At 67.8% G+C, this 14,315-nt stretch carries 15 protein-coding genes and 1 pseudogene; 9 read left to right on the top strand and 7 right to left on the bottom strand.

The annotated features are described in order from the left end of the window. Window positions 1–713: 713 nt before the first annotated feature. The gene (locus tag NVU01S_RS29105; protein ID WP_156522236.1) at window positions 714–947 is read left to right on the top strand and encodes a hypothetical protein; all 234 of its coding nucleotides are present in this window, start codon (window positions 714–716) and stop codon (window positions 945–947) included. Between the two features lie 436 nt (window positions 948–1,383). Here NVU01S_RS29105 and NVU01S_RS29100 read toward each other — a convergent pair whose 3' ends face one another. After that, a complete protein-coding gene (locus NVU01S_RS29100) occupies window positions 1,384–1,854 on the bottom strand; it encodes a hypothetical protein (protein WP_043683414.1) in 471 nt (156 codons plus the stop codon). Between the two features lie 599 nt (window positions 1,855–2,453). Here NVU01S_RS29100 and NVU01S_RS29095 point away from each other — a divergent pair. From NVU01S_RS29095 to ribH, 3 genes are all read left to right on the top strand, one after another. Beyond that, complete coding sequence (locus NVU01S_RS29095) at window positions 2,454–3,077, top strand: riboflavin synthase (RefSeq protein WP_014986427.1); 624 nt, start codon at window positions 2,454–2,456, stop codon at window positions 3,075–3,077. A gap of 151 nt (window positions 3,078–3,228) precedes the next feature. Next, window positions 3,229–4,473 (top strand): bifunctional 3,4-dihydroxy-2-butanone-4-phosphate synthase/GTP cyclohydrolase II, encoded by a 1,245-nt coding sequence (locus NVU01S_RS29090; RefSeq protein ID WP_043683417.1) that lies wholly within the window; start codon window positions 3,229–3,231, stop codon window positions 4,471–4,473. 21 nt (window positions 4,474–4,494) lie between these two features. Next, window positions 4,495–4,974 carry a 6,7-dimethyl-8-ribityllumazine synthase gene (ribH, locus tag NVU01S_RS29085; RefSeq protein WP_043683420.1) on the top strand — a complete coding sequence of 160 codons (480 nt, stop codon included), beginning with the start codon at window positions 4,495–4,497 and terminating at the stop codon, window positions 4,972–4,974. Here the strand turns inward: ribH and NVU01S_RS29080 are convergent. Then, entirely contained in the window at window positions 4,943–5,350 is a 408-nt protein-coding gene (locus tag NVU01S_RS29080; protein WP_063048186.1) for a hypothetical protein, read from the bottom strand. The two genes, ribH and NVU01S_RS29080, sit on opposite strands and share 32 nt — an antisense overlap. 63 nt (window positions 5,351–5,413) lie before the next feature. Between NVU01S_RS29080 and NVU01S_RS29075 the strand changes: the two genes are divergently transcribed. Then, window positions 5,414–5,908 (top strand): PH domain-containing protein, encoded by a 495-nt coding sequence (locus NVU01S_RS29075; RefSeq protein ID WP_052281425.1) that lies wholly within the window; start codon window positions 5,414–5,416, stop codon window positions 5,906–5,908. Window positions 5,909–5,992: 84 nt separating this feature from the next. Here the strand turns inward: NVU01S_RS29075 and NVU01S_RS29070 are convergent, their stop codons facing one another. Both NVU01S_RS29070 and NVU01S_RS29065 read right to left on the bottom strand, forming a co-directional pair. After that, entirely contained in the window at window positions 5,993–6,508 is a 516-nt protein-coding gene (locus NVU01S_RS29070; RefSeq protein ID WP_244467564.1) for an SRPBCC family protein, read from the bottom strand. Between the two features lie 136 nt (window positions 6,509–6,644). Next, window positions 6,645–7,811, bottom strand: a complete 1,167-nt coding sequence (locus NVU01S_RS29065; protein ID WP_043682545.1) for an EstA family serine hydrolase — start codon at window positions 7,809–7,811, stop codon at window positions 6,645–6,647. Between the two features lie 146 nt (window positions 7,812–7,957). Here NVU01S_RS29065 and NVU01S_RS29060 point away from each other — a divergent pair, with 146 nt between their 5' ends. After that, window positions 7,958–8,539, top strand: a complete 582-nt coding sequence (locus NVU01S_RS29060) for a TetR/AcrR family transcriptional regulator (RefSeq protein WP_043682541.1) — start codon at window positions 7,958–7,960, stop codon at window positions 8,537–8,539. An 87-nt stretch (window positions 8,540–8,626) separates the two neighbouring features. Here NVU01S_RS29060 and NVU01S_RS29055 read toward each other — a convergent pair whose 3' ends face one another. Then, window positions 8,627–8,950, bottom strand: a complete 324-nt coding sequence (locus NVU01S_RS29055; RefSeq protein ID WP_244896322.1) for a winged helix-turn-helix transcriptional regulator — start codon at window positions 8,948–8,950, stop codon at window positions 8,627–8,629. 156 nt (window positions 8,951–9,106) lie between these two features. Between NVU01S_RS29055 and NVU01S_RS29050 the strand changes: the two genes are divergently transcribed. After that, a complete protein-coding gene (locus NVU01S_RS29050; RefSeq protein WP_043682564.1) occupies window positions 9,107–9,955 on the top strand; it encodes an SDR family oxidoreductase in 849 nt (282 codons plus the stop codon). Window positions 9,956–10,381: 426 nt separating this feature from the next. Beyond that, window positions 10,382–10,789: a nitroreductase/quinone reductase family protein gene (locus NVU01S_RS29045; RefSeq protein WP_043682561.1), complete on the top strand. Its 408-nt coding sequence runs from the start codon at window positions 10,382–10,384 to the stop codon at window positions 10,787–10,789. Here NVU01S_RS29045 and NVU01S_RS45010 read toward each other — a convergent pair. Beyond that, a pseudogene (locus NVU01S_RS45010) lies at window positions 10,773–10,919 on the bottom strand (ATP-binding protein); the annotation flags it as partial. The gene NVU01S_RS29045 and the pseudogene NVU01S_RS45010 overlap by 17 nt on opposite strands. Window positions 10,920–11,091: 172 nt before the next feature. On the opposite strand from NVU01S_RS45010, the gene NVU01S_RS29040 reads away from it, so the two are divergent. Continuing rightward, a complete protein-coding gene (locus tag NVU01S_RS29040) occupies window positions 11,092–11,631 on the top strand; it encodes a GNAT family N-acetyltransferase (RefSeq protein ID WP_043682535.1) in 540 nt (179 codons plus the stop codon). Window positions 11,632–12,263: 632 nt separating this feature from the next. Here NVU01S_RS29040 and NVU01S_RS29035 read toward each other — a convergent pair. Further along, window positions 12,264–14,228, bottom strand: a complete 1,965-nt coding sequence (locus NVU01S_RS29035) for a gamma-glutamyltransferase family protein (protein ID WP_043682532.1) — start codon at window positions 14,226–14,228, stop codon at window positions 12,264–12,266. Window positions 14,229–14,315: the final 87 nt, after the last annotated feature.

The raw sequence follows: 14,315 nt of genomic DNA, 5'->3' as shown, positions 1-14,315 counted from the left end.
CCGCGCTTCGCTGGAACAGGGAGCTTCGCTCTGCTGGAGCGGGAGCCGTCTACCGCGGAACCGGGGTGCCGCATACCCCCGGAACCGGCGCGGCGCGCGGCTGCCGCGGGCTGTTGTCCTATGAAAGGGTCGCGGCCGTCCGCTGAAGACTTGGACAGTTGATCACCAGGTAATGGTGGTGGCACCCTCTCGGCCGATGCCGCCACCATTACCTGGTGATCGCCCGTCCAGCTTTCGTGACTTTCCGGCCTCGCGTCCAGCCCAATCGAACTCCCTGCCGCGCTCTGCTGGAGCGGGGAGCTTCGCTCTGCTGGCGCGGCAGCCGTCTACCGCGGAACCGAGGTGCCGCATACCCCCGGAACCGGCGCGGGGCGCGGCTGCCGCGGGCTGTTGTCCTATGAAATGGTCGCGGCCGTCCGCTGAAGACTTGGACAGTTGATCACCAGGTAATGGTGGTGGCACCCTCTCGGCCGATGCCGCCACCATTACCCGGTGATCGCCCGTCCGACTTTCCGTTGGCCCTGCCCATCCCGCGTCTGGCCCTGGCGAACTTGCGTCGCGCTTCCCTGAACTCGCTGCGCCCGTCTTGAACTCGCGTCAGCTTCCTGAACTCGCCATGGTCGTCCTGAACTCGCGTCGGCCGTCCTGGACTCGCGTCAGCTTCCTAGAACTCGCCGTGGTCGTCCTGCACTTGCGTCGGCCGTCCTCGACTCGTGCCAGCTCCTGAACTCGCCGTGGTCGTCCTGAATCCGCGTCGGCCGTCCTGGAGTCGCGTCAGCTTCCTGGAACTCGCCGTGGTCGTCCTGAATCCGCGTCGGCCGTCCTGGAGTCGCGTCAGCTTCCTGGAACTCGCCGTGGTCGTCCTGAATCCGCGTCGGCCGTCCTGGAGTCGCGTCAGCTTCCTGGAACTCGCCGTGGTCGCCCTGAACTTGCGTCGGCCGTCCTGAACTCGTGTTCGGACCGTTCCCCGATTTGTCGCGTCGTCCTTGAATTCGCGTGGGGCTTCCCGGAACTCGCGCCGCGCCGTCCGGAGCTTGCCTCGAGCCGCCCCGAATGCGAGTGGGGCCGTCCTGGACTCGCGCCGCGCCGCGCCCTCGGATTTGCGTCGCGCCGTCCCTGGACGGGATTCGACCGTCCCCAAATCGCGTGGGGCCGTGGCGAACTTGCGTCGCGCCTTCCTGAACCCGGGGTACGCCCCGGAGCCGCATCGCGCCGCCCCGAACCAGCATCGCGCCGTCCCGAGCCAGCATCGCGCCGTCCCGAGCCAGCATCGCGCCGTCCCGAGCCAGCATCGCGCCGTCCCGAGCCAGCATCGCGCCGTCCCGAGCCAGCATCGCGCCGTCCCGAACTCGTATCGCGCCGCCCCGAACCCGCGTCCAACCCTCAGCGGGCGCTGTTCTTCTGCGTACCCATCTCTCGGGTCGCTTCGATCACGGCGGTGAGGGGTGGGCGGGTGGTGGCGGGTTCGGGTGGGCGGATCCAGGTGCGGTAGCCGGTGCGTTCGTCGTCGGGGGACGGCAGGACGACCTGGCTGCCGGTGCACGCGACGGTCGCGTACATCCGGAACAGTTCGGCGGAGACCGCCGCGGAAAGGGTGTCGGGGCGGTAGGGGCCGGTGAGGAAGGTCCAGCGCTTGGCGCGCGGATGATCGACGACCGGTCCGGCGATATCGGCCTGCTCGAGCCGCTGCTGCACCCGCGCGCCGAGATCGGCGGGCATGGTGATGGCACCGTAGTGGGTGCCTATGTGCAGGAGTATGCGGCGCGAGGTGGGATCGATCGATGCGGGGAGGTGGAATTCGCGGCGATACTGCACGCAGCGAACCTCCAGCGTCGAGTCGAGAAATGTGGTCACGCCGCGCCCCCAACTGTGTCGAACTTGATTGGACCCACTGTGGTTTCTGACTTCCTCGAGTGGTGGACATCCCTGGGTCGAACTTCCTGAGGGGCCTGACCGGCGTCCCCAGGTCGAACCGTTCCGCGCTGAACTGGTCGGATTTGAAGTTGAACGGTAGGAATCAGCTACATAACAATATTGCGTCTATTTCGATCACGGCGCAAGGAAACGTTAAAAGTGTGTTGCCCGTGGGTATGAACCCGAATAGGCGCCGAACGGGTAGCTGGATCGCCTTCTTGCGGTATCAAAAATGCGTTCGCAAATTCGCGTCGGGAAGAAGAATGCGACTTTTCCGTACGCATGAACGTAATTACCCGAAAATTCATTATCAAACCCTTGGTCGACTGCGACTTCTCCGGCAGTCGGTCTGATTCTCTCGGCGGTTGCCGGGAGCGGGTTCGAGTCGGCCGACATCGGGTGCGGGCCGGGCGGTCCGCGGGCGAACCGTCGCCGACCGCGCGAACTAAGCTGAGACAACCGGCAGCGACCGGCGGGAATTCCTGCCGCGGCCGGGCTGTTCCGCAACCGGGGACCACAACGCGACAGGGAGTCAGGGCATGTTCACAGGCATCGTCGAGGAGCTGGGCGAGATCGTCGCCACCGAGCGGTTGGCCGATGCCGCCCGGCTGACCATCCGAGGCGAGCTGGTGACCTCCGATGCCGGGCACGGTGATTCGATCGCCGTCAACGGGGTGTGCCTGACCGTGGTCGAGGTGGTCGGCGGCGACTCGTTCACCGTCGACGTGATGCAGGAGACGCTGAACCGCTCGAGCATCGGCAAGCTGGACACCGGATCGAAGGTCAATCTGGAACGTGCCGCCGCGCTGAACAGCAGGCTCGGCGGGCATCTGGTGCAGGGGCACGTCGACGGCACCGGCACGGTGCTCTCGCGCACGCCCTCGGACAACTGGGATGTCGTGCGCATCTCGCTGCCCGACTCGATCGCCCGCTACGTGGTGCAGAAGGGCTCGATCACCGTCGACGGCATCTCGCTCACCGTCTCCGGTCTCGGTGTCGCCGACGAGCCCGCCGACACCGACAGCAAGGACTGGTTCGAGGTCTCACTGATCCCCACCACTCTTGCCCTGACGAATCTGGGCTTCGCCACCGTCGGCACGACGGTCAATCTGGAGGTGGATGTGATCGCCAAGTATGTGGAGCGGTTGCAACAGCGAGGCTGAACGCGAAAACAACAGTGCGGCCGCGCGCCGATCCGGGCGCACCGCAGACGACCACCACGCGCGAGGCAGGCGAAGGCGCAGCGCCGCAGGCGCTGCGAGTCGGACACAGTAGTGTGGGGGCGGACCTAATTCGAGATGGAGCACAACAGACGTGACCAGGTTCGACACCATCGAGCGCGCAGTCGCCGACATCGCCGCCGGTAAGGCGGTCGTCGTCGTCGACGACGAGGACCGTGAGAACGAGGGCGACCTCATCTTCGCGGCGGAGAAGGCCACCCCGGAGTTGGTGGCCTTCATGATTCGCTACACCTCCGGTTACATCTGTGTGCCGTTGACGGGTGACGACTGCGATCGGCTCGGGCTGCCGCCGATGTACGCGATGAACCAGGACAAGCACGGCACCGCCTACACGGTGGCGGTCGACGCCCGGGAGGGCATCACCACCGGCATCTCGGGCGCCGACCGCGCGCACACCATGCGCCTGCTCGCCGCCGCCGAGACCAAGGCCGACGACTTCACCCGCCCGGGGCATGTGGTGCCGCTGCGCGCGAAAGACGGTGGCGTGCTGCGCCGCCCCGGCCACACCGAGGCCGCGGTCGACCTGTCCCGGATGGCCGGACTGCGGCCCGCGGGCGTGATCTGCGAGATCGTCAGCCAGAAGGACGAGGGCCACATGGCCCGCACCGAAGAGCTGCGCGTCTTCGCCGACGAGCACAACCTCGCGCTGATCTCCATCGCCGACATGATCGCCTGGCGGCGCAAGCACGAAAAGCACGTGGTGCGGGTCGCCGAAGCGCGCATCCCGACCGCGCACGGCGAGTTCATGGCCGTCGGATACCAGAGCATCTACGACGAGGTCGAGCACGTCGCGCTGGTGCGCGGCGATCTCGCCGACGGTGACGACGTGCTGGTCCGGGTGCACTCCGAATGCCTGACCGGCGACGTGTTCGGCTCACTGCGCTGCGACTGCGGTCCGCAGCTGGACGCCGCGCTGGAGATGGTGGCCCAGGAAGGGCGCGGGGTGGTGCTGTACATGCGCGGTCACGAAGGTCGCGGCATCGGACTGATGCACAAGCTGCAGGCCTACCAGTTGCAGGACTCCGGTCACGACACCGTCGACGCGAACCTGGAACTCGGACTGCCCGCCGACGCCCGCGACTACGGCACCGGCGCGCAGATCCTGGTCGACCTGGGGATCCGCTCCATGCGACTACTCACCAACAACCCGGCCAAACGCGTCGGGTTGGACGGATACGGTCTGCGGATCACCGAGCGCGTGCCGATGCCGTTGCGCGCCAACGCCGAAAACCTGCACTACCTGCGGACCAAACGAGACCGCATGGGCCACGACCTGATCGGGCTGGACGACATCGATCTGGGCGAAACCGCCCGCTGACCCACGGAAAGGCCACTATCGATGAGCGGTACCGGCGTACCGGCTTTCGCGCTCGCGGATGCCAAGGACCTCAAGCTGGGCATCGTCGCGTCGCGCTGGCACACCACGATCTGCGACACCCTGGTCGCGAATGCCGAACAGGTCGCCAAGGAAGCCGGCGTGCTGCACGTGACGGTGGTGCGCTGCGCGGGCGCGATGGAGCTGCCGGTGGTGGCGCAGGAACTGGCCCGCACGCATGACGCCGTGGTCGCGCTCGGCGTTGTGATCCGGGGTGGGACACCGCATTTCGAGTATGTGTGCGATGCGGTGACAGCCGGACTCACCCGGGTGTCGCTGGACGCGGGCACCCCCGTCGCGAACGGTGTGCTCACCACCAACAACGAAGAGCAGGCGCTCGACCGCGCCGGGCTCCCCGGTTCCGCCGAAAACAAGGGCGAACAAGCGTGTGCCGCGGCCCTCGACGCCGCCCTCACCCTGCGCGCCCTGCGCCAGTCGGCATAATGCGCTCGGTGCGCTCGGTGCGCTCGGTGCGCTCGGTGCGCTCGGTGCGCTCGGTGCGCTCGGTGCGCTCGGTGCGCTCGGTGCGCTCGGTGCGCTCGGTGCGCTCGGTGCGCTCGGTGCGCTCGATCAGTTCGGTGGGCCCGGGCTCCTCGATCAGTTCGGTGGGCTTGGTCGGCCCGGTGCGCGTGGTGGGGTCGGTGCGAGTCGTGGGCCCGGGCTGCTCGATCAGTTCGATCGGCTCGGTCGGTTCAGTGCGCGTGGTGGGCTCGGTTGGCGTGGTGGGTTCGGCCGATTCGGTGCGCTTGGTGCGACGGGATTCCGTTAGCCGTCGTCGACCTGGTTCGTCGACGTCGGGGCGTAATCCGATGTGCTTCACGGCGATTCGCTCGTCCGTTGCCGGCCGTGGGCGGTCGGCTCTAGTGCAGGGGTGTAGGTAGCGATGCCGGTGGTGCGCATTTTCCGGAGGAACGCCGAAGCGGCGCAAGCCGCGTCGCCCGAGTGGGACTTCGAGGTGCGACCGCGGCGTGCGGTGCGTACCGCGTGGATCGTCGCCACCCTGATCGCCGCGGCCTTCCTCGTCGGCGGCATCTGGCTGCGCTCCGGTTCGACCGGCGTGAACTTCCGGGTGGCCGACCAGATCGCCATGATCGGCATCGGCCTGCTCATCGCCGGCGGAGTCCTCATGCTCACCCGGCCTCGGGTACGCGTCGGCCCGCGCGGCGTCACCGTTCGAAATGTACTGGGCGACAATGAATTCCCCTGGGACACCGTCCGCGGCGTCGCCTTTCCCGACCGCAAATCCTGGGCCCGCCTCGAACTCGTCAACGACGACTACGTTCCCCTCCTCGCCATCCGCTCCAACGACAAAGCCCACGCCGCCACCGCCATGGACAAACTCCGCGAACTCGGCGCAAAGTACACCGCCGAAAAGTAGTCGGCACGCTCCACGACGTCGTGCCGGTCGACCAATCCGACCGGCACCAGGAACAGACTCCGAACAGCGAGAACCGGATTCGATTCAGTTCTCCAGGGCGGCCGCGAGGCGCTCGAGGGTGCCGCTGATGGTCTCCCGGTTACGCGCTGTCCGGTCCTGCACACCGGAAATCTTCTTACTGATCTCCAAGCCCTCCGGTGGCCGCAGGTCCTCGGTCCACTCGGTCACCCGGCAACCCGTCAGCGTGTGTTCGATGCGGTAACCCCAAGTCGCGTAGTGGAAATCGCGCATCGAGCATTCGAAGGTGAACGCTCGGCCGGGGTCGGCCTCGACGACTTTGCCCTGAGTGGTCCACTCGCGCTCACCGTTGCGGTTGTGACCTTCGAAAGTAGCGCCGACGACCGGGCCGTCGAAGCCCTCATGCCACTCGCAGGCGTAGCACTCCTGTGACCACTCACCCATGCGGGTCACATCCGCGACGGCCGCGTAAACCGCGTCGGGCGAAGCAGCGATGTCACGAGAGATTTCCAGTTTTTCGACCACGAGATTCGAGCTTAGCCGGGAGCTGTCCGCATGCCCTTTCCCAGTGCACGACAACATGTTTCGCACCTCCCGGTCCAGGCGCTTCTCGCCCGGCGGAGATCCCGACGAGCCGACAAGCAGAACTTGCTCGCCCCGGCGGGATCGTGCTCAGCTCGTCGATCTGCCGGGAGACGGCGGCGGTCCGCGCGAGTGATCAGGCCCGCCGCGCAGCAGTGACCAGCGCAGCCAGCAGTCGCAGATGGTCGGCGTCGGCCTGGTTGGGCAACAGGAAGCGGCGGCGCAGGAAGGCGTAGGACAGCTCGTGGCGCGGGTCGACCAACGCCTGCTGCCCACCGGCTCCGCTGTGGCCGAACGCGCCGGCGCCGAGAACCGGGTAGATCTCCGACGACGCGTGGAATCCGACCGCCCAGGCCTTGGGCTGCCGCAGGACCAAGTCGAAACCGTTGGACTGGATCTGGCCGAACGTCGACGCGGTGGCGGGTTCGAGCAGCGGGTCGACGCCGTCGACCGGCGACACGAGCGCCGAATACAGCTTGGCCAGGCTGCGGGCGGTGCCGATGCCTCCGAACGAGGCCGGCCCGCGGGAGCGGACGACCGGGAGATTGGGCAGTTCCCACACCTCCCGGTTGCGCGGATGGTGCCGGTTGAAGGCGATGCCGCTGAGACTGTCCGGGGAGGTCGCGGTCGCGGCAAGCTCGCGCAGGCGTTCCGGGGTCGCCGTCATCGGTTGGGCACTGAGGAATTGGCCGTCTCGACCCGCGGGCAGGCCCAGGTGCAGGTCGAGCTTCAGCGGAGCCTGGAGTCGTTCGGCGAAGTGTTCCTGGACGGTGCGGCCGGTGGCGCGACACACGAGTTCTCCGCTCAGCGCGGCCATCACCAACGCGTGGTACCCGGTTGCCCGGCCCGGTCGCCAGAACGGGCGCTGCGCGCCGAGTCGTTCGGCCACGAGTCGGTCGTCGGCGAGTTCCTCCATCGTGAACCCGTGCGCGGCACCCACCAGACCGGCCTGGTGGGAGAGCAGTTCGCGCACCAGGAGGTCCCGCTTGCCCTCGACCGCGAACTGCGGCCAATAGTGGCTCACCTTCTGATCCAGGTCCACCACGCCGTCCTGGACCAGCAGCGCCACCACCAGGTGGGTGACCCCCTTGCTCGCCGAGTAGATCCCCATGATCGAGTCGGCGTTCGTATCCGGCCCCGCCCATAGGTCGACCACCTTCTCTCCGCGGTGGTAGGCGGCCAATTGGGCGTCCAGTTCGCTACCCTCTGCGGCCAGCAGTGCGGCGAACTGCTCGCGCACAGCCTCGAATCCCGGCGCGACCGCGCCTTGGATGCCAGCCGCCTCCTCGAGTGCTTCTTTCATCGTGTCTCCCGCTGTTGCGTGACGGCCGATCCGTCGACACGACTCACACTAGCCTATTAGTGACCAATGGTCACTAATAGGGTGAGAGGTGTCGCAGCCACCGACGGAGGCGCGTTCGGCGGCGGGCACTGTCTATCGTCTGATTCATGAGTGACGAAGTGGCCGAGCGACGAGGTCCGGGCCGTCCCGCCCAGATCAGCCGGGACAAGATCGTCGAAGCGGTGTCGCAGGCCGACAACGTCGACACGCTGACCATGCGCGAGCTCGCAGCGAGCCTCGGCGTCAGCCACAGCGCGCTCTACCGGTGGATCAAGAACCGCGACGAGCTCTTCGATCTCCTCAGCGAGGTCGTCGTCGAGCGAATCCTGCTGCGAGCCGATGCCGGAGATCCGGAATGGCGAGCCTGGCTCACCCGACTCGCGTGGGCGATGCGCGATGAATTCCTTGCCCTGCCCGGCTATGCCACGCACCTGTCTCGTCCGCACGAGCACAACGCGCACTCGATCGACCGCGTCCGGGGCGCGGTCAGCGCCGTTCTCCGCCGGTCCGGGGTGACCGCCGAGATGGCCGAGCACAGCTGGCAGATCTTCATGACCTGCGTCGTCGGCTGGTTGGCGACCACCGAGAATCCCCTCCACCTCGGCGCCGGCGCACCGAGATTCGACCTGTTCCTCGACACGCTGCTGCGTGGCCTACCCGCCCGTGAGCCCGGTGCCGTACGACCGTGAACCGTTGATTTCCGGCAGTCCTGTGGCGTAACCGATGAGAACGTCAGGTCCACACCGGTTTGTGTGCCGCTTGCGTCCTGAGGAACGTCACGACTGGTCGGCGAGCCGGTCGTCGTAGGCCGCGCGTGATTCCAGGACGCGGGTCGCGTTGGTCAGGGACCAGTCGGCGATCGCGGTGGTGAGGGCGCCGGCCGCGACACCGAGGTCGGTGAGGGCGTACTCGACACGCGGCGGGATGGTCGGGTAAACGGTGCGGCTGATCAGCCCGTCGCGTTCGAGGTTGCGCAGCGCCTGGGTCAGGGATTTCTGCGTCACGCCCTCGATCTGGCGACGCAGCTCGGTGAAACGCAGCGGCCGGTCGTAGCGGCGTAGTAGGCCGAGGACGTAGAGCACCCACTTATTGGCCAGCACGTCGACCACCGTGCGGGACGGGCACTGCTTCGCATACGTGGGTTGCCTATCGGTATCCATCAGGTACCTATATATCCAAACGGTGCCTTCTTCACAAGAGATACCGTGACCGGGATGATCGAACTCGCTCGTATACGCGATTCGAAGGGACAGGTCATGATCTTGGTCACCGGTGCGACCGGCAAGGTTGGATCCGAAGCCGTCCGGCTGCTCGCCGCCCGGCACCACCCCACCCGGGCGCTGGTGCGTGACCCGGCACGCGCGGCAGGCGGTGGCGCGGCGGGCGCCGAAATCGCGGTGGGCGACTTCGACCGCCCCGACACGCTCGACACGCCCATGCACGGCATCGACACCGTCCTGCTCATCAGCCCGTCCCAGCCGGTGGCGGAGATCGCGATCATCGAGAGCGCCCTCCGCCACGGCGTGCGGCACATCGTCAAGATCACCAACCACAAAGCGACCGCCGACTCACCGGTCGACCGTCGACGCGCTCATGCACGGATCGAGGCATATCTGAAAGGAACCGGATTGGCGTACACGCTGCTCGCACCGAACCTCTTCATGCAAAATCTGCTCGCCGCCGCGCCGATGATCAAGCAGACAGGTGGATTCACGATGTCGACCGGCGACGGCCGGTTCGCGATGATCGACGCCCGCGACGTCGGTGCCACCGCTGCGGCGATCGCCGCAACGCCCGAGCAGCACGCGGGCCGAACCTACCTGCTCACCGGTCCCGACCTGATCACCTACGCCGAGGTCGCGAAAGAGTTGACCCACGCGCTGGGACGGGAGGTCGAGTACCGCCGCGTCTCTCCCGGCGAGCACCGCGCGGAGATGATCCGGGCCGGCGTCCCCGAGGCCGTCGCCACCTCGAACGCCCAGGTGTTCGGCCTGATCGCCGCCGGCGATGCGGCGTGGCTGACCGACGACGTGGTATCGATCACCGGGACCACACCACGCAGCCTGCGCACCTTCATCACCGAGCACGTCACCGCTTTCCGATAACGGTAAGACCTGATCGGAGATCGGACGCCCCGAGGGCGGCCCCGGGTCAGACTCGGCGACTCGCGCAGGCGGAGCCGTAGGCATGCCGAACTCGGGCAGCAGGACACGAACATCCGGCAATGCCGCGACCCACGCCTCTCATAGCACCCCCACCCTCGGAGAGTGCACCGACAGGCCACGCGGCGATACGCGAGCGATTGACGACGACAGAGCCTTGTGATTGACTCGCAATAAAACCATTTGATTCACGATAAAGACAATGTGAGGGCTGGCCGATTCCGGCGGTCGGCGAGGCGACGCGGTGGCGATCGAGACGGGCCCCAGGCCACTTCGGCTGCTGGCGCCGGCTCGTACGACCCGGGCCGGTCCTGCGATCCGGCATCCTCGTTGTCCCGCACCAACATCCGACTCGACGATCGGAACGGAATGTTCGAGTACAACCCCGAAGTCATCGCCGAATTCCGTGCCAACAGCGGCCGGGTCGGCGGCCGATTCGCCACGTTCGATATGGCATTGCTGACCACCGTCGGCGCCCGGACCGGCCTGACGCGCGTCAGCCCTGTCGTGTACTTCACCGACGGTGACGACATTTTCGTCGTCGCCTCCGCCGCCGGTTCCGACCGGAATCCGGCCTGGTATCACAACCTCGTCGCCAACCCGGAACTCACCGTCGAAATCGGCGCCGACAGCTACCGGGCCGAAGCGACGCCCACCGAGGGCGAGGAGCGCACCCGGCTGCTCGCGAAGGCCATAGCCGCCCAACCGGGTTTCGCCGAGTTCGAGGCCAAGACACGGCGACGGATCCCGGTGCTGCGGATCACCCGAACCAGTTGATTCGCGGCCTGGCCGCGGAACTTCCAACGTCGGCGGCGGGAACGCGGCCGAGGTCGCGGTCCTCGAGCCGGTAACTGTCACCCTCGAGGGAGATGACCTCGGCGTGGTGCACCAGGCGGTCGAACATGGAGCCCCTGGCTCACAGCGGTTGGCCTCGGTTAGGCACGCCGAGGCGCAACGGCGCCCCGCTCGAAGCCGCGCCTCGTCGAGGGAGCGCTCGAGCACGGCACTGCCGCCGGATGGCCACGCTGGGACAGGACTGCCTCCACCTGACACGACGGCCGATTCGATAGCCTCGCGCTATGGAGTTGGGTGCGGTGGTGCTGGCGGAGGCGTATGCCGACGATCCGCTGATGACGTACTTCTGGCCGAATGCGGAGCGGCGGGGTAAGGCGTTACCGTTGTTCTGGGAAGCGCGGATTGCGGCGCGGGCGGAGACCGGCATGGTCGATCTCGCGCTCGACGAGGATCGGAGCGTCGTGAGCGTCGCGCTGTGGGAGCCCGTCGGGGTGATCTCGCCGATTGCCAAGCATTTCACGCTGGTTCGGGCGTTGCGGAGCAGTCTGCCGCGGGCGCTTGCGGTATCGCATCGGATGGAAGAGGCGCGGCCCTCGACCCCGCATCTCTACCTGGCCGCCGTCGGCACGCGGCCCGACGCGCAACGCAAAGGTTTCGCGACCTCCCTCCTGGAACAGCGGTTGGCGACCTCGACCGAACCGTGCTTCCTGATCGCGAACGCCAAAACCACCATGCCCTTCTACGACCGCTTCGGCTTCCACCCCGAACCCGAACTTCCCCTCGACCACGGCCCCGTCCTCTACCCCATGCGCCTGGCGCGCTGAACCCCCGAAATCCGCACCGTTTCCAGGGGTTCGCACCACTTGCGGACCAGCAGAGAGGGTGCGGGCCCCTAGAAGGGGTGCGGATGTGCAGAGCAGGTGAACGTGCGCCTCGCACCGACGCCGGGCAGGCATGTTCGCGAGGTTCCGCCATGAGCGACAACGGGAACAACTGAGCGGCGAGGGCTCCGGATGCCAGAACGTCCTGCGGCGGCGCGTCATGCCTGTCGCGGGCGAGTTCACCTTGCAGCGGGCCCGCCGGTCAGCGCGGGTGCCCGCGTCACGTCGCGACCAGTGCTGCCTAGTGGGCGCGGCAGGCGGCGCGATGCTGGCGCGGGTGCGCAAACAACGGCGGTGTCCCAGGCGGAGAATCGGTTTGACGTGGCCCTGTCAGCGTGGGTGCCCGCGTCACGTCGTGAGTGCTGCCTAGTGGCGCGGCAGGCGGCGCGATGCCGGCGCGGTGCGCAACAACGGCGGTGGCCCAGGTGGAGAATCGGTTTGACGTGGCCCGGTCAGCGTGGGTGCCCGCGTCACGTCGCGAGTGCTGCGTAGTGGGTGCGGCAGGCCGTCCGGCATTCAGTGGGGCAGGGCCTGGTGCCCGGTGTTCAGTGCAGGCGCCACCGGGCACCGATCTTTCAGCGGTTGTCGCCGAGGACTGCTCCTTCGCGGCGGGGGTCGGCGCCGCCGACCCAGGCGGTGCCGTCGCGGGTGAGGGCGCTGAGGCCGCTGGATTGAGGGGCGACGGAGACCTGGTGGCCCAGTTCGCGTAGGCGCAGGACGAGGGCGTCGTGGTCGCCGTTGTCTGCGGTGTTGATGCTCGGGTGTTCGCCGCCGACGCCGGTGGCGGGGGAGTTGCCGGCGCCGAAGGACAGGGCGGAGACGGCCTGTTGCGGGTCGAGGCCCCAATCGAGCATGCCGACAAGGGTTTTCACGACGAACTGGATGATCACCGAACCGCCGGGGGAGCCCGCGACATGGGTGAGGTTGCCGCGGGCGCCGTCGGGCGCCTTGTCGAAGACCAGGGTGGGGCTCATCGAGCTGCGCGGACGCTTGTTGGGCTGGAGCCGGTTGGCGACCGGTGCGCCGTCGGTGCCCAGCGGGTCCGCCGAGAAGTCGGTGAGCTGGTTGTTCAGCACGAAGCCGTCGACGAGATGGAAGGAACCGAATTCGGATTCCACGGTGGTGGTCATGGCGGCCGCATTGCCGTACTGGTCGACGACGGAGATATGGCTGGTGCCGTGTTCCGGCGGTTGCGGGCCGACGCCGACCGGGACGGGGCCGAAGTCGCCGGGCTGCGCGGTGCCCATGCTGCGGTTGCGGTCGATCAGGGCGGAGCGCTGCTTCAGGTAGTCCTTGTTGAGCAGGGTCTGCAGCGAATTACCGGGCAGCGGAACGAAATCGGTGTCCGCGACGTACTTGTTGCGATCGGCGTAGGCGAGCCGCTCGGCTTCGGCGATGAGGTGCACGGCTTCGGCCTTCGGCTTGCCGCCGTTGCGGGCGGTGTCGGAGCCGGCGCCGAGGTTGTCCGGGGGCAGCGCGGCGAGGTCGAAGTTCTCCAGGATGCCGAGGGTGGCGGCGACGGTGCTGCCGCCGGACGACGGGTTCGGCATGCCGCAGATCTGATGGTTGCGGTAGTCGGTGCACAGGGCCGTGCGCTTCTTCGCCTGGTAACCGGCCAGGTCGGCGGCGGTGATCAGGCTGGGCGTGCGGCCGCCGCTGGTCGAGGTGGCCGCGGCGACGATGTCCTGCGCGATGGCGCCGGTGTAGAAGGCCTGCGCGCCCTCGGACGCGATGGCGCCCAGCGTCTTGGCCATCGCCGGGTTGGTGAGCAGCGTGTCGGCCGGCTTGGGCGTGCCGTCGGGATTGAGGAAGTACGCCTTCGCGGCCTCGTCCAGGGCGAGGTTCTTGGCCTGTTCGGCGACCTGGGCGGCGAGCCTGGGGCTGATCGAGAAGCCGCGATCCGCGAGTCCGATTGCCGGATCGAACAATTCGCGCCACCCGGTTTTGCCGTGCTCGCGATGCACCATCTCCAGCATCCGCAGCACGCCCGGCACGCCGATGGAGCGGCCGCTGGCACGCGTGTTCGGCTTGGGTTCGGTGCGGTCGGTGTCGCTGACCCAGCGCAGGTAGTTCTCGGTGGCAGCGGCGGGCGCGACCTCGCGTCCGTCGTACGCCTCCACCGACTTGCTCGCCGCGTCGTAGTACATCAGGAACGCACCGCCGCCGATGCCCGACGACTGGGGTTCTACCAGGCCGAGCATGGTCTGCGCGGTGATCAGCGCGTCCGCGGCCGTGCCGCCGTCGCGCAGGACCTCACATGCCGCCTTGCTGGCCAGGGTGTTCGCGGTCGCCACGGCGAAGGTCTTGGTGCGCGCGGCCACCATCCCGGACCGGTAGCCGGTGGACAGCTCCGGATTGGTGCTGATGTCCTTGCTGCCCGTCGGCCCGGTCGGCGACGCCGCGACCAGCGTCCCGTTCGGCGTCGTCGCGCAGACGTCGGCGGCCTTGTCCGTGTCATCGGACGAACAAGCGGTGGCCATGCCGGCGACGAGCAGTACTGCCGCCACCACGCTGGTCCAGGTTCCTCGCGTGCGACTCATGCAGGGACTCTAACCGTCGGCACCGACACCTCGGGAGCGTTTGATCACCCGGACGCAACGGACATTCGCGGCGTCCGGCCCGGTGCC

It is taken from the genome of Nocardia vulneris (assembly GCF_001613425.1).
In the GTDB taxonomy this organism is placed as follows: Bacteria; Actinomycetota; Actinomycetes; order Mycobacteriales; family Mycobacteriaceae; genus Nocardia; species Nocardia vulneris.
Note: the sequence above shows the minus strand (reverse complement) of the source record. Positions and strands in the feature narration are given on the sequence as shown.

Bases quoted from the DNA above. Each gene is read 5' to 3' on its own strand.
- NVU01S_RS29095 (WP_014986427.1), top strand. From the start codon at position 2,454: ATGTTCACAGGCATCGTCGAGGAGCTGGGCGAGATCGTCGCCACCGAG.
- ribH (WP_043683420.1), top strand. From the start codon at position 4,495: ATGAGCGGTACCGGCGTACCGGCTTTCGCGCTCGCGGATGCCAAGGAC.
- NVU01S_RS29075 (WP_052281425.1), top strand. From the start codon at position 5,414: ATGCCGGTGGTGCGCATTTTCCGGAGGAACGCCGAAGCGGCGCAAGCC.
- NVU01S_RS29070 (WP_244467564.1), bottom strand. From the start codon at position 6,508: ATGTTGTCGTGCACTGGGAAAGGGCATGCGGACAGCTCCCGGCTAAGC.
- NVU01S_RS29065 (WP_043682545.1), bottom strand. From the start codon at position 7,811: ATGAAAGAAGCACTCGAGGAGGCGGCTGGCATCCAAGGCGCGGTCGCG.
- NVU01S_RS29060 (WP_043682541.1), top strand. From the start codon at position 7,958: ATGAGTGACGAAGTGGCCGAGCGACGAGGTCCGGGCCGTCCCGCCCAG.
- NVU01S_RS29050 (WP_043682564.1), top strand. From the start codon at position 9,107: ATGATCTTGGTCACCGGTGCGACCGGCAAGGTTGGATCCGAAGCCGTC.
- NVU01S_RS29045 (WP_043682561.1), top strand. From the start codon at position 10,382: ATGTTCGAGTACAACCCCGAAGTCATCGCCGAATTCCGTGCCAACAGC.
- NVU01S_RS29040 (WP_043682535.1), top strand. From the start codon at position 11,092: ATGGAGTTGGGTGCGGTGGTGCTGGCGGAGGCGTATGCCGACGATCCG.
- NVU01S_RS29035 (WP_043682532.1), bottom strand. From the start codon at position 14,228: ATGAGTCGCACGCGAGGAACCTGGACCAGCGTGGTGGCGGCAGTACTG.